Origin of the sequence: Azospirillum oryzae (assembly GCF_008364795.1) — a bacterium.
Taxonomy (GTDB): domain Bacteria; phylum Pseudomonadota; class Alphaproteobacteria; order Azospirillales; family Azospirillaceae; genus Azospirillum; species Azospirillum oryzae.
On the sequence record NZ_VTTM01000006.1, the window covers coordinates 285,256 to 298,118 of the forward strand.

A 12,863-nucleotide genomic window follows, 5' to 3' on the forward strand; every position below is an offset into this window, starting at 1 on the left:
CCCGGCAAATCATTGGAAGGTCACTGCGAAACCGCCTCGGCCGCCTCGACGATCAGGGCAGCGACGGCCTCGGGTTTGGCGGCATAGACGGCATGGCTGGCCTCGACCGGCCGGACATGGCTGCCGGCACGGTGGGCCATCTCCAGTTCCAGCTCCGGGTTGATCGACCGATCGGCGGTCGCCACCAGCGCCCAGCTCGGTTTGGATTTCCATGCCGGTTCGCCGGCCGGCGCCGTGAAGGCGTCCTTCGCCGCGAAGACCTGGGAATGGGCGAGGAAGGTCGCATCCGCCGCCGGAAGGTCCGCGGCGAAGGCACCGGCGAAAGCTGGCGGGTCGAGGTAGAGGTAGCCGTCGGCGGTGGCCTTGACGGCTCCCGGCTCGGCACCCGACACCGGCTTGCTCTCGGCCAGTTTGGCGAGGCTCTCGCCCTTATCGGGCTGGAAGGCGGCGACATAGACCAGGGCCGCGACATGGCTGTCGTTCCCGGCCTCGCTGATCACCATACCGCCATAGCTGTGGCCGACCAGGACGGCCGGGCCCGTCTGAAGGGAGAGGACGCGGCGGGTGGCCGCGACATCGTCGCCGAGCGAGGTCAGCGGCTGCTGGACGATCGACACGGCAAAGCCCTTGGCGGTCAGGAAGTCGGACACCCTGCGCCAGCCCGAGCCGTCGGCGAAGGCGCCATGCACGATGACCACGGACTTCACCGGGGCGGAGGCGGCCGGGGACCAGGGCGCGGCCAGCGACAGGGCGAGACCGAGCAGGGCGGCCGGAAACTTGCACCAGAGCATGGAGGTATTCCCCTCATGTGATTTGCATCATAATTATTATTTTGATAAGTATATCGCGGAACGGCAGGCTGTCCAGACGGAACGATGCGGATGCCAGCTCGCGGCAGGGGGTTTTTTGTACCGGCATGTATCAGCCGACGGGGCGGATACAGACCGACACAAGCCGCCGGAAGCGGGCAAGGCTCCACCCGTCGTAAGACCGCCGAACAGCAGCGGGGTTCGACCGAATGGATCACATCGACCACGTCCTGATCGTCGACGACGACCGCGACATCAGGGAACTCGTGTCCGGCTATCTGAAAAGGAATGGCCTGCGCGTGACCCTCGCCGCCGACGGACGGCAGATGCGGTCGTTCCTGGAGCGCGACCGGGTGGACCTCATCGTGCTCGACATCATGATGCCGGGCGACGACGGGCTGGTTCTGTGCCGGGAGCTTCGTGCCGGCCGGCATGCCGCGACGCCGGTGCTGATGCTGACCGCGCGCAACGACGAGATGGACCGCATCCTCGGCCTGGAGATGGGAGCCGACGACTATCTGGCGAAGCCGTTCGCGGCACGCGAGCTGCTGGCGCGCATCAAGGCGATCCTGCGCCGGGCGCGCATGCTGCCGCCCAACCTCCAGATCAGCGAGGCCGGACATCTGCTGAGCTTCGGCAGCTGGAGGCTCGACACCGTCGCCCGCCATCTGCTCGACCAGGACGGCACGGCCGTCGCGCTGAGCGGTGCCGAATACCGGCTGCTGCGCGTCTTCCTCGACCACCCGCAACGGGTCCTGTCGCGCGACCAGCTCCTGAACCTGACGCAGGGGCGGGAGGCGGAACTGTTCGAACGGTCGGTCGACCTGCTTGTCAGCCGGCTCCGACAGCGGCTGCGCGACGACGCGCGCGAGCCCGGCCACATCAAGACGGTCCGCAACGAAGGCTATGTGCTGGCGATGCCGGTCGAGATCACGAGGACAAGACCATGAAGGGCACGGCCATCAGGGGCGCGGTCCTCCGGTTCCGTCGCTTCTTGCACCCGCCGCGTACCCTGCGCTGGCGGCTGTTCCTGATCCTCCTGACCGGGCTTGTCCTGGCGCACGGGCTGTCCTTCGGCGCGCTGTTCCTGGAGCGCACCAGTGCCGCCAAGGCGATGATGCTCGGCACGCTGGAGCAGGATGTGGCGACCTCGGTCGCCCTGCTCGACCGCCTGCCGCCGGAGGAGCGCGGCCGCTGGCTGGCGGTGCTGGAGCGGCGCACCTACCGCTACGAGCTTGGTCCCGGCCTGCCGGGCATACCGGAGCTGAGCAGCCGCGGCGCGGAGATCGCCCGCGCCATCAACAGCGGTGCCGGCCCCGGCTTCCCAGTGGTGGTCGAAAGCATTCCGGGTGATCGCCCGCATCTCCAGGCCCATGTCACGCTTCGCGACGGTTCACCAGTGACGATCGACGTGACGCCGGCGCTCATGCCGCTCGCCGCCTGGCTCCCCCTGCTGCTGGTCGGTCAACTCCTGCTGCTGGTCCTCTGCACCTGGCTTGCCATGCGGCAGGCGATCCGCCCGCTGGCGCGCTTCGCCAAGGCTGCCGAAACGCTCGACCCCGGCGGCACGTCGGCACGGCTGGAGGAGGACGGCCCGAGCGAGGTCGCCCATGCTGCGACCGCCTTCAACGCCATGCGGGACAGGATCACCCATTACCTGGAAGAGCGTGTGCGGATCCTCGCCGCCATCTCCCACGACCTGCAGACGCCGATCACCCGCATGGCGCTGCGGGTCGAGATGGCGGAAGACAGCCCGGAGAAGGAACGGCTGCTCCGGGACCTGTCGCAGATCGAACGGCTGGTGCGCGAAGGTGTGGCCTATGCGCGCAGCGCCCATGGCGATGTCGAGACGCCGGCCCGCATCGATGTCGGGTCCTTCGTCGAGAGCCTCGCCTTCGACTATCAGGACATGGGCAAGCCGGTGACCGTCCGCGGGCTCTCCGGCGCGGTGCTGACAACCCGGCCGCACGCGCTGCGCCGCATCCTGACCAACCTGATCGACAATGCCCTGAAATTCGCCGGAGAGGCCGAGATCACGGTGAGCCGGGACGGCGCCGGCCGGATCGGCATCGCGGTCCGCGACACCGGCCTCGGCATTCCCGAGCATCAGCTCGCCGCCGTCCTCCAGCCATTCTACCGGCTCGAACAGTCCCGCAACCGTGACTCCGGAGGAACCGGACTGGGGCTGGCCATCGCCCACCAGTTGGCGCTGGCGATCGGCGGGGCGCTGACACTGCGGAACCGGCCGGCGGGCGGCCTCTGTGCCGAGGTGACGCTCGGCTGACCGGGGGCTAACCGTTTCCGAAGGCGGTGGTGAAGACGGTCCAGCGCTCCTCGAACAGCCGCAAGAGGGAGGGCGCATCCGCCGCCGCGTCTTCGCCGAGCCGCAGGCGGTTGTTCACGCCCTCCAGCAGGTCGATCAGGATCCCGCAGACCGAAGCCGGATCGCCGGGTCGCAGTTCGCCCGCCGCTTGCGCAGTCGAAACGAGCCCGACCAGCGGTTCCAGGGCATCGCGTGACCAGGATGCCAGCCGCTCCCGAAGAACCGGCGAAACCGCGGCCTCGGCGCTGACGGAGAGATAGAAGGCGGCGTAGTCGCGCGACGACCCGATCTCGACATAGTGGAACGCGGCGCGGCGCAGCGCGTCGAGCGCCCTACCCTCGCCGGCGGCAGCGGACAGCAGGGCTTCGCGGAACCGCACGACGTCACGCCCGACCACGGCCTCAAGAAGGGCGGCCTTGTTGGGGTAACGGCGGTAAAGCGTGTGCTTGGACACACCGAGTTCTGCCGCAATCTCCTCCAAACCGCTGTTGGCGACGCCCTTGCGGCAGAAGACGGCCCTGGCGCCATCGAGGATGCGCGCATCGATGGCCGCTGCCTGCTCCCTGGTCGGTCTCCCTCCGGGCTTGCGTCCACCGATGTCCACGCTCACGTCCTTTCAATTCTCTACCCACCGCCAAAACAGCACAGGATCGTTGCGTTTTCCACCACCACCTGATATCAGCACGTATGCGTGCTGATATCTCGAATCCAACAAGGGGTGACGCATGGCGGCCATTTCCCTGTCCCGGATCAGTTGGGTGACGCCAGATGGCCACGGTGTCCTGACCGGTCTCGACCTGAATTTCGGACAAGAGCGCACCGGCCTCGTCGGACGGAACGGCATCGGCAAGACAACCGTGCTGAAACTCATCACGGGAGAACTCAAGCCAATGACCGGCAGCGTCCGGGTCACCGGCACGCTCGGCCAGTTGAAACAGGTGGTCAAACCCGGCGAGCGGGAAACGGTGGCCGACCTGTTCGGCGTGACCGGGGCGCTCGCCCTCCTGCGCCGCGCCGAGGCCGGGACGGCAAGCGTGGAGGAACTGGCGGACGCCGATTGGACGCTGGCGGAGCGCATCACCGCCGCCTTGGCCCGCGTCGGGCTCGATGCCGGTCCCGATACCCGGCTGGCGGAACTTTCGGGCGGCCAGCGGACGCGCGCCAGCCTTGCCGCGGCGGTCTTCGCCGCACCCGATTTCCTGCTGCTTGACGAACCGACCAACAATCTCGACCGCTCCGGCCACGACGCGGTGGTCGCCCTCCTCGCCGGCTGGCGGGCCGGAGCGATCGTGGTCAGCCACGACCGCGAGCTTCTCAACCAGATGGACTCAATCATTGAACTGACCTCGCTGGGCGCGACGCGCTACGGCGGCAACTGGACGCACTTTCGCGAGCGCAAGGCGACGGAACTGGAAGCGGCACAGCAGGACGTGGCCCACGCGGAAAGGCAGGCGGCGGAGGTCCGGCGCAAGGCGCAGCTTGCGGCGGAACGGAAGGATCGGCGCGATACGGCCGGGTCACGGAAGGCGGCACAAGGAGGTATGCCCCGCATCCTCCTGGGCGCACGCAAGAGCAACGCCGAGGCAAGCCGGGGTGCCGGCGCCAAACTGGCCGACCGCCAGCGGGCGGAGGCCCAGGCCGCACTCGCCTCGGCGCGGTCCCGCATCGAGATCCTGCAGGACCTCTCGGTGGCGCTGACACCCACCGGGCTTCCGGCCAACCGGACCGTCCTGCGGCTGGATGGCGTCACGGCAGGCCATGACCCGGACCATCCGATCATCCGTGATTTTTCATTCACGATGGAGGGGCCGGAACGGGTCGCCATCGTCGGACCGAACGGATCGGGCAAGACGACGCTGCTGATGCTGATCGCCGGCGGGATCGCGCCGATCCGGGGAACGATGTCGGTCGCCGTCGACTTCGCCATGTTGGACCAGCGCGTCGGCATCCTCGATCCCGCCGCGTCGATCCTCGATAACTTCAAACGCATCAATCCCGGCGCAACCGACAATGCCTGCCGGGCAGCACTCGCCCGCTTCCTGTTCCGGGCGGACGCGGCCCTGCAACAGGTCGGGACGCTGAGCGGCGGACAGATGCTGCGCGCCGGACTCGCTTGCACGCTGGGCGGATCGCGGCCACCGGCGCTGCTGATCCTGGACGAACCGACCAATCACCTGGACATCGAATCGGTCGAAGCCATGGAGGCGGGGCTGAGATCCTATGACGGTGCCATCCTGCTGGTCAGCCATGACGAGACCTTCATGACCAACATCGGCATCGAACGGCGGCTGAGCCTCGGCCCACGGGGAGGCGGGAGCGCTTAGCCTCCGCCGGCATCGACGATCCGGAACGGGATCGGGACGGTCACCCCCGTCGGGACTTTGTATCCCATTGTATCCGATGGGCAGGACGATACAGACGCTTTCACCATGCCCCATGGCCCGACATGCGGGGGATACATCGGCATCGGATGTTGCCGCCAGGAATGAACGCATCAAAGGAGAAATCGATGGCACGGGACATAGAGACGGAGACCGTCGGCACGGCCCTGGTCGACCATGGGCGGCGGCGCTTCATCGGCACGGCGACCCTCGCAGCCGCGGCGGCCAGCCTCGGGCTGGGAATGGGACGGGCGGAGGCAGCGGAACCACCCACGGCCCGGTCGACGGCGGGATCCCCCTTGCCCACCGGCTTCAAATCGCTGAAGCAGATCGATGCCGGACCGCTCAACATCGGCTACGCCGAGGATGGTCCCGCCGACGGGCCGGTGGTTCTCCTCCTCCACGGCTGGCCCTATGACATCCACAGCTATGTGGAGGTGGCCCCAATCCTCGCGGCGGCCGGCTACCGTGTCATCGTCCCTCATCTGCGCGGCTACGGCACGACGCGCTTCCTGTCCGCCGCGACGCCGCGCAACGGCCAGCAGGCAGCCATCGCCGCCGACATGATCGCCCTGATGGATGCGCTGAAAATTCAGAGCGCTATACTTGGCGGCTACGATTGGGGCGCCAGGACGGCGAACATCATGGCCGCACTCTGGCCGGAACGCTGCAAGGGCATGGTTTCGGTGAGCGGCTATCTGATCGGCAGTCAGGACCTCAACCGGGCGCCGCTGCCTCCCAAGGCGGAGTTGCAATGGTGGTATCAGTATTACTTCGCGACCGAACGCGGCCGGGCCGGCTACGCGAAGTATACGCACGACTTCGCCCGGCTCATCTGGCAACTCGCCTCTCCCAACTGGTCCTTCGACGACGCCACGTTCGAACGGTCTGCGGTTTCCCTCGACAATCCGGACCATGTCGACATCAGCATCCATAACTATCGCTGGCGGCTCGGCCTTGCGGAGGGGGAAGCGCAGTATGATGCGCTTGAACGGGCGCTGGCGGCCTTCCCGACCATCAAGGTTCCGACGATCACCATGGAAGGCGACGCCAATGGCGCGCCACACCCGGAACCGGACATGTACCGTGCGAAGTTCACCAGCCGGTACGAGCATCGGCTGATCACCGGCGGCATCGGTCACAACCTGCCGCAGGAGGCGCCGAAGGCCCTCGCCCAGGCCGTGTTGGACGTCGGCAAAGCCTGACCAAGGCTTGGCCGCAAAAGTCGCATTGGCTTTGCGGTTGGATGTCGACAATGCGGATGCCGATTGAGTTCGCAGCCGGCGCCGGCCAAGAGCCCGAAACCGCCTGATGGTCACGAACCCTGCTCTGCGGCCCCCTGCCCGAGGGTATGGAGGACAGGTGGCTGCGGCAGGCCGAGCATGGATGCCATGCTGCGGCGATGGCGGACAATGTCGGCCAGGGTGTAGTCGTCGAGGACGGCCAGGAAGGCCTGCAACGCCTCATGCAGGGCGCTGCGCAGGTTGCAGGCCGGACTCAGTCGACAGAGGGGCGGGTCCTGCAACGCGCCCATGCAGTCGACGATGGCCATTTCCTCTTCGGTGTAGCGGACGACGTCGCCGATCCGGATTAGCTCGGCCGGACGACCGAGGCGCAGTCCGCCGTTCCGTCCCCTCACGGTTTCGATATAGCCGCCACGCCCGAGATCGTTCGCCACCTTCATCAGATGGTTTTTCGAAATGCCATACACCTGCGCAACCTCGCTGATGGTCGGCAACCCCTCCTGCCTCACAGCGAGGTACATGAGCAGGCGCAGAGCATAATCCGTATAGCTCGACAAGCGCATCGCCGACCAAACCTGCATAAATTCTACATCAATATATTCGTGCTTCTTGGATTCTGCAATCGACCGTTCCATTCCGTCCGGGCGGAACGCCGGCCGAAAACGCGGTTCAATGGGCGCCGCCCCCGCCCAAATGGTCGGGCTTCTTCAGCAGGGTCGCCAGGACGATCCTGACGGGAATGCGCTGCACGATCCTGGTGACGTTGGCGGTGGCAGGCTGTCGACATGGCCCCTCAGTTCGTCGCCGGGGAAGCCGCCAGCCGCGCTCTCCACCCCTTCATCGACCTGCTTGCCGTCCATTTCGCCCGCCATCGGGAATGGCTGAACCCCTTCGACTCCACCTCCACGCTGTCAGAAGCTGGCCCCGAAGGGTCGCCCTTGTACAGGGACTGAGCAGCCATGCAGGAGGCTTGAACCCGCATCGCCGCCTGATGATGCAGCATCCTCACCCGGCGACATTAACACGGATAGATTCAGTCTTCGTTTCTGCTTGCTCCGTTAAACACGGACTGATATGGTCTGCGTTATCGGGTGAGCAGACGAATTACGGTGATCCGCAGGATCCGAACGCTCGCCGCCGCCATTCCCGGCGTTTCAATCGGGCACCGGATGCCCATCGGACAAAAGAGGGACTCATGAAAATCGTCGTCATCGGTGGAACGGGACTGATCGGTTCCAAGCTTGTCGCCACTCTGAGCGCCAGCGGCCACGAGGTCGTTGCCGCCTCGCCCAGCAAGGGCGTGAACACCATCACCGGCGAGGGATTGGCCGGCGCGCTGGCCGGGGCCGGGGTGGTCGTCGACGTGTCCAATGCCCCGTCCTTCGACGAATCGGTCGTGACTGATTTCTTCCGGACCTCCGGCACCAATCTGGCCGCTGCCGAAGCGAAGGCCGGCGTCCGCCACCATGTTGCCCTCTCGATCGTCGGCACCGACCGCGTCTCCGACCTCGGTTATTTTCGTGCGAAGGTAGAGCAGGAGCGGCTGATCGCGCGGTCCGGCATTCCCTACACCATCGTCCGCGCCACCCAGTTCCTGGAATTCCTCGCCGGCATAGCCGACGGCCATACCGACGGCGACCGGGTACGGTTGGCGCCGGTGCAGTTCCAACCGATCGCCGCGGACGATGTGGCCGCCATTCTGGCCGAAACCGCGCTTGCGCCGCCGCTCGACGGACACATCGACATCGCAGGTCCGGACCGCGGCCCCTTTGCCGAAATCATCGGCCGCTATCTGGAGGCGGTGGGCGATCGTCGCACCGCCGTCGGCGATCCGGCAGCCCGCTATTTCGGCGGCAGCGTCACCGAACTCTCCCTGGTCCCCACCGGTCCGTCCCGCCTTGGCCACATTGGTCTGAACGATTGGCTCGAACGGTCCCGGATGGGTGGCTGATCGACGTTCCTCCAGATTGGCGTCCGTTACCCGGTGCCCATCCAACACCATCGATCACTGAAGGACCAGAACCATGAAGCGCTTTCTAGCCCCACTCCTGGTTGCGACCCTGCCGTTCGCCACGGCTCTCGCCGATACTCCCCAATCGAAAAATGCCAAGGTGACCCTGGTTTACGAACACGCGCTGCCCGACGTGCCCGGCAAAAGCGTCAAGGGCGTGCTGGTCGAATATGGTCCGGGCGGCTATTCGCCTGCCCATACCCATGCGAAGTCGGCGCTCATCTACGCCACCGTCTTGGAGGGAGCTATCCGCAGCAAGGTCAATGACGGCCCGACCAAGACCTATCGGGTGGGCGAGAACTTCACCGAACTGCCGGGCGACCACCATGGGGTCAGCGCCAACGCCAGCGACACCCGGCCGGCGAAGCTCCTCGCGGTCTTCGTCGTGGACGCCGCGGATTCGGAGCTGACCACGCCGGACAAGAGGTGACGAAGGAATTGCGGAACAGGGACGGCTTGCGCTTTGAAACACGGATGACTAACGTCCCCGTTCCTTTGCATCCTGTCGGAACCAGCCATGGCACATCTCACCGTCAGCGTCGAGTACGGCATTCACTGCCTTCTCTGGCTGGTCTCATCGGGTGACCAGCCGCTGAGTAGCCGCGATCTGGCCGAATTGCAGGGCATCTCGCCGACCTTCCTCGCCAAGATCTTTCCGAAGCTTGAAAAAGCGGGGCTCGTGATGGCCAGCGAAGGTGTGCGCGGCGGCTACCGGCTCGCCAAAGCGCCGGAGGACATCACTTTTCTCCAAATCGTCGATGCGATCGAGGGCGACAAGCCGCTTTTCGATTGCCAGGAAATCCGCGGCCGCTGCGCGGTGTTCGGGCAGCGGCCGCCCTCCTGGGCGACATCCGGCGTCTGTGCGGTGCATGCGGTGATGCTGCGCGCGGAAAAGGCGATGCGGGCGGAATTGGCCCAGGAGACACTTGCCAATGTCGCCAATACATTCGGCCGAAAGGCCCCGCCGGAATTCTCCGACAAAATTGCACACTGGATGCAGGACCGGTTCGATGCCCGGACCTCGACACGCACGTCGCGATCCAAATGAATCGTCCGTCATCCCGTAGGCGGGCCGCAGAGCATCGGACATTGAGCTTGGATGCGGCGTCGGGACCGAGATTATCGCATTAACATTCATAAAATAAGTATGATTCGCATCACTGGGCGTCTCATAACCGTGCGGCCTGCCCACAAACCTCATTGACGAGCGCAGAGCGGTGCCTCAAACAACCGCTTCTCTCGACCGTCATCCGAATCCCGGGAGCGAAGTGCGACAATCTGTCCGCTCTTAAAGATATATTTTTCGCGCATATTATAGCCACACCATCAAGCGGCTGGCGCCATCGGCGACCCGCTCGATGCACCTGACACGTCACGCTGTGGACGCCGTCGACAACCGCCGACAGAGCGTACCGGCGCACTGGAGCCGAGGAGCTCAGATCATGAATACCTTGATCCTCACCACGCATCACACGCCGCGCAACGTCAGCGACCACATCGCGCTGGGCTTCACCAAGGCGCTGCGCCTGCTCGCCGACACCTTCTTCGCCAAGCGCTATGGACATCGCGCCATCGTGCTGGAAACGGTGGCGGCGGTTCCGGGCATGGTCGGCGCGACGTTGCAGCATCTGCGCTGCCTGCGCCGCATGCAGCATGATCAGGGCTGGATTCACACCCTGCTCGACGAGGCCGAGAATGAACGCATGCACCTGATGACCTTCATCGAGGTGGCGAAGCCGAACTGGCTGGAACGCGCCCTGATCCTGCTGACCCAGGGAGCCTTCTACAACGCTTTCTTCCTGTTGTATCTGGTCTCGCCGCAGACGGCCCACCGTGTGGTCGGCTATTTCGAAGAGGAAGCGGTCATCAGCTACACCGGCTACCTCGCTGAAATCGATGCCGGCCGTCACGCGAACCCGCCGGCCCCGCGCCTTGCCATCGACTACTGGCAGCTTCCGGAAACCGCCACCCTGCGCGATGTCGTGCTCGCCGTGCGCAATGACGAGGCCAACCACCGCGACGTGAACCACGGCTTCGCCGATTCGCTGGCCGGCCAGCCGTCTGCCGATGCGGATCACCGTGACGAGCCGCGCAAGGCTGCTTGATCGGGCATGATGGACACCCTGCGATAATAAGAATTGTTCGCATTCCAAGTTCAGTGCGGCTATACCGGTGGGACCGGCGTCCCGGGCAATGGCCCCACGGATGCCGGTCCCTTCGTTCCCGCCATTCCGCGCATCCGTGACCGACACCTTCCGCCCTGCCCTGTCCGATGACCTCCGCTCCCGGCCCGCCCGATGACCGGCCCTGTCGGCACCTGGGCGCGCAGGATCGCGGAACTGTTCGATGCGCATCGGCTGCGGGTGGAGCGTGCCATCGCCCGGCGGACCGGCGATCCGCAGACGGCAGGCGATCTGGCGCAAGATGCCTTTTTGCGGTTGGCCCGCCTGCCCGACGGCGAGGCGGTGCAGAATCCGGCCGGTCTGCTCTATGTGGTAGCCGACCGCATCGCGTTGGACCATTGCCGCGCCGCCAAGCGCCAGCGCCTGCGCGAGGCCGGTCCGCCCGACGAGGAGTTGCCGGCCGTCGGCCCCGGCGCCGACGCGGTGGTGGAGCGGAACCAGACCATGGCCCGGCTGCGCGGCGCCATCGATGCCCTGCCGCCCAAGACCCGCGAAGTCTTCCTGCTCTACCATGTCGAAGGCCTGCCCTACCGCGCCATCGGCGAACGGCTCGGCATCTCCCCGCGCACGGTGGAGTACCATCTGCGCACGGCGCTGGAACAGTGCCGCGCCCATATGAAGCGGCGCCCGCCGCGATGATCGGCAATTTCCCTTCCCCAGCAGGCGATTTTCTTTGAGGGATCGGCCTTCGTTGGGCGTCTCACCAAACACGGGGCAACAGGAGCTTGCGGCAAGACGCGATGGATCATCGGGATGAACGGCAGAGGGACCCGGCAGACGGGGAGCCGGTAGATGGGGAGCCGGCAGTCGGCGGACCGGATGAGGACCGCCTGTTCTCGGAAGCCAACGCATGGTTCTTCCGCCTGCAGTCCGACGACCTCACCCCGGTGGAGCGCACCGCCTTCGCCGAGTGGCTGGCCCGCAGCCCGGCCCATTCCCGCGCCTGGGGCGAACTGCGCACCCTCCTGCACAACCTCAAGGAACCCGCCCGCGCCGCCTATGACGGGTCCCGTATTGCGCCTCCCCGCCGTCCGGCGATGGCCGCTGTTCGGCGCTTCGCTACGGCGATGGCGGTCCTTCTGGTGGCCGGCGGGCTCGGCGTCTGGCGCGGACCGACGCTCTACCAGAATGCCGTCGCCGATCAGGTGACCTCGACCGGGCAGCGGCGGACATTGACCCTGCCGGACGGCTCCACCGCCGAGATGAACGGCAACACCGCGCTGGTTCTCGATTTCCGCGATGGCGAGAGGCGTGTCCGGATTCTGCGCGGAGAGGCGTGGTTCCACGTCACCCGCGATCCCGACCATCCCTTCGTCGTCGATGGCGGGGCAGGTGCCGCCCGCGTGCTGGGCACCCAATTCAGTGTCCGGCGTGAGGACGACCGCACGACGGTGACGGTCGGCGAGGGGCTGGTGGAGGTCGCCGCCCATCGAAACGCCGACAGCCACGCCCCCTGGCCCGACAGCATCCGCCTGCATCCCGGCGAAAGCGCGGAGGCCGCCCCCCACGGCCTGACCGGGCCACGGGCGGTGGATCCTGCCGTCGCCTTCGCATGGCGCCAGGGTCAGATCGTCTTCCGTCAGCAGTCACTCGCCTCGGTCATCACCGCGCTGAACCAGCAATGGCCGGGCCGCGTGGTCCTGCTGAACGACGAGGCGGCGGAGCGCGTGGTTTCCGGCGTCTTCGCGCTCGACCGGCCGGATGCCGTGTTCGATGCGCTGGAGCGCGGCCTCGGCGTGCGCGCCATCCGCATCACCCCCTACCTGACCCTGCTTGAGGGGAGCGCGACAGGTGTCAGGTAAACAACGCCGCCATTATCAATCAAAGGGTTCTGCTGCAAAGCCGGTGTTTTGGTGGAAGTCATTCTGGTTTTAACAGCTTCAGGCGGCAGACCCGAACAGGGTGGCGATGA

The 12,863-nt window shown here is 66.2% G+C and carries 14 protein-coding genes; 11 read left to right on the forward strand and 3 right to left on the reverse strand.

What is annotated here, in order from left to right; translation table 11 throughout:
• Window positions 1-20: 20 nt before the first annotated feature.
• A complete protein-coding gene (locus tag FZ938_RS18460) occupies window positions 21-791 on the reverse strand; it encodes an alpha/beta fold hydrolase (protein WP_149199912.1) in 771 nt (256 codons plus the stop codon).
• Window positions 792-1,018: 227 nt separating this feature from the next.
• Here FZ938_RS18460 and FZ938_RS18465 point away from each other — a divergent pair, with 227 nt between their 5' ends.
• A complete protein-coding gene (locus FZ938_RS18465; protein WP_149199913.1) occupies window positions 1,019-1,759 on the forward strand; it encodes a response regulator in 741 nt (246 codons plus the stop codon).
• 44 nt (window positions 1,760-1,803) lie between these two features.
• On the forward strand, window positions 1,804-3,093 hold the full coding sequence (locus FZ938_RS18470) for a sensor histidine kinase (RefSeq protein ID WP_246457337.1): 1,290 nt from the start codon (window positions 1,804-1,806) through the stop codon (window positions 3,091-3,093).
• A 7-nt stretch (window positions 3,094-3,100) separates the two neighbouring features.
• On the opposite strand, the gene FZ938_RS18475 is transcribed toward FZ938_RS18470, so the two are convergent.
• On the reverse strand, window positions 3,101-3,742 hold the full coding sequence (locus FZ938_RS18475) for a TetR/AcrR family transcriptional regulator (RefSeq protein WP_211101102.1): 642 nt from the start codon (window positions 3,740-3,742) through the stop codon (window positions 3,101-3,103).
• A 115-nt stretch (window positions 3,743-3,857) separates the two neighbouring features.
• On the opposite strand from FZ938_RS18475, the gene FZ938_RS18480 reads away from it, so the two are divergent.
• Both FZ938_RS18480 and FZ938_RS18485 read left to right on the forward strand, forming a co-directional pair.
• Window positions 3,858-5,456 carry an ABC-F family ATP-binding cassette domain-containing protein gene (locus FZ938_RS18480; RefSeq protein WP_149199915.1) on the forward strand — a complete coding sequence of 533 codons (1,599 nt, stop codon included), beginning with the start codon at window positions 3,858-3,860 and terminating at the stop codon, window positions 5,454-5,456.
• 185 nt (window positions 5,457-5,641) lie between these two features.
• A complete protein-coding gene (locus FZ938_RS18485) occupies window positions 5,642-6,718 on the forward strand; it encodes an alpha/beta fold hydrolase (RefSeq protein WP_149199916.1) in 1,077 nt (358 codons plus the stop codon).
• A gap of 110 nt (window positions 6,719-6,828) precedes the next feature.
• Here FZ938_RS18485 and FZ938_RS18490 read toward each other — a convergent pair whose 3' ends face one another.
• Window positions 6,829-7,392 (reverse strand): Rrf2 family transcriptional regulator, encoded by a 564-nt coding sequence (locus FZ938_RS18490; protein ID WP_343075079.1) that lies wholly within the window; start codon window positions 7,390-7,392, stop codon window positions 6,829-6,831.
• A 150-nt stretch (window positions 7,393-7,542) separates the two neighbouring features.
• Between FZ938_RS18490 and FZ938_RS30645 the strand changes: the two genes are divergently transcribed.
• The 7 genes from FZ938_RS30645 to FZ938_RS18520 all read left to right on the forward strand — a co-directional run bounded on the left by FZ938_RS30645 (window position 7,543) and on the right by FZ938_RS18520 (window position 12,753).
• The gene (locus FZ938_RS30645; protein ID WP_174757142.1) at window positions 7,543-7,710 is read left to right on the forward strand and encodes a hypothetical protein; all 168 of its coding nucleotides are present in this window, start codon (window positions 7,543-7,545) and stop codon (window positions 7,708-7,710) included.
• 242 nt (window positions 7,711-7,952) lie between these two features.
• Entirely contained in the window at window positions 7,953-8,708 is a 756-nt protein-coding gene (locus tag FZ938_RS18495; protein WP_149199917.1) for an SDR family oxidoreductase, read from the forward strand.
• A gap of 73 nt (window positions 8,709-8,781) precedes the next feature.
• Window positions 8,782-9,198, forward strand: a complete 417-nt coding sequence (locus tag FZ938_RS18500; RefSeq protein ID WP_149199918.1) for a cupin domain-containing protein — start codon at window positions 8,782-8,784, stop codon at window positions 9,196-9,198.
• Window positions 9,199-9,285: 87 nt separating this feature from the next.
• Entirely contained in the window at window positions 9,286-9,816 is a 531-nt protein-coding gene (locus tag FZ938_RS18505) for an RrF2 family transcriptional regulator (RefSeq protein WP_149199919.1), read from the forward strand.
• A 394-nt stretch (window positions 9,817-10,210) separates the two neighbouring features.
• Window positions 10,211-10,873: an alternative oxidase gene (locus FZ938_RS18510; protein WP_149199920.1), complete on the forward strand. Its 663-nt coding sequence runs from the start codon at window positions 10,211-10,213 to the stop codon at window positions 10,871-10,873.
• Between the two features lie 192 nt (window positions 10,874-11,065).
• The gene (locus FZ938_RS18515) at window positions 11,066-11,590 is read left to right on the forward strand and encodes an RNA polymerase sigma factor (protein ID WP_149199921.1); all 525 of its coding nucleotides are present in this window, start codon (window positions 11,066-11,068) and stop codon (window positions 11,588-11,590) included.
• 101 nt (window positions 11,591-11,691) lie between these two features.
• Window positions 11,692-12,753, forward strand: coding sequence for a FecR family protein (locus tag FZ938_RS18520; RefSeq protein ID WP_149199922.1), 1,062 nt, complete (start codon window positions 11,692-11,694; stop codon window positions 12,751-12,753).
• Window positions 12,754-12,863: the final 110 nt, after the last annotated feature.

Excerpts from the sequence above, each read along its gene's own strand:
- FZ938_RS18460 (WP_149199912.1), bottom strand. The coding sequence starts at position 791 with ATGCTCTGGTGCAAGTTTCCGGCCGCCCTGCTCGGTCTCGCCCTGTCG.
- FZ938_RS18465 (WP_149199913.1), top strand. The coding sequence starts at position 1,019 with ATGGATCACATCGACCACGTCCTGATCGTCGACGACGACCGCGACATC.
- FZ938_RS18480 (WP_149199915.1), top strand. The coding sequence starts at position 3,858 with ATGGCGGCCATTTCCCTGTCCCGGATCAGTTGGGTGACGCCAGATGGC.
- FZ938_RS18485 (WP_149199916.1), top strand. The coding sequence starts at position 5,642 with ATGGCACGGGACATAGAGACGGAGACCGTCGGCACGGCCCTGGTCGAC.
- FZ938_RS18490 (WP_343075079.1), bottom strand. The coding sequence starts at position 7,392 with ATGGAACGGTCGATTGCAGAATCCAAGAAGCACGAATATATTGATGTA.
- FZ938_RS30645 (WP_174757142.1), top strand. The coding sequence starts at position 7,543 with ATGGCCCCTCAGTTCGTCGCCGGGGAAGCCGCCAGCCGCGCTCTCCAC.
- FZ938_RS18495 (WP_149199917.1), top strand. The coding sequence starts at position 7,953 with ATGAAAATCGTCGTCATCGGTGGAACGGGACTGATCGGTTCCAAGCTT.
- FZ938_RS18500 (WP_149199918.1), top strand. The coding sequence starts at position 8,782 with ATGAAGCGCTTTCTAGCCCCACTCCTGGTTGCGACCCTGCCGTTCGCC.
- FZ938_RS18505 (WP_149199919.1), top strand. The coding sequence starts at position 9,286 with ATGGCACATCTCACCGTCAGCGTCGAGTACGGCATTCACTGCCTTCTC.
- FZ938_RS18510 (WP_149199920.1), top strand. The coding sequence starts at position 10,211 with ATGAATACCTTGATCCTCACCACGCATCACACGCCGCGCAACGTCAGC.
- FZ938_RS18515 (WP_149199921.1), top strand. The coding sequence starts at position 11,066 with ATGACCGGCCCTGTCGGCACCTGGGCGCGCAGGATCGCGGAACTGTTC.
- FZ938_RS18520 (WP_149199922.1), top strand. The coding sequence starts at position 11,692 with ATGGATCATCGGGATGAACGGCAGAGGGACCCGGCAGACGGGGAGCCG.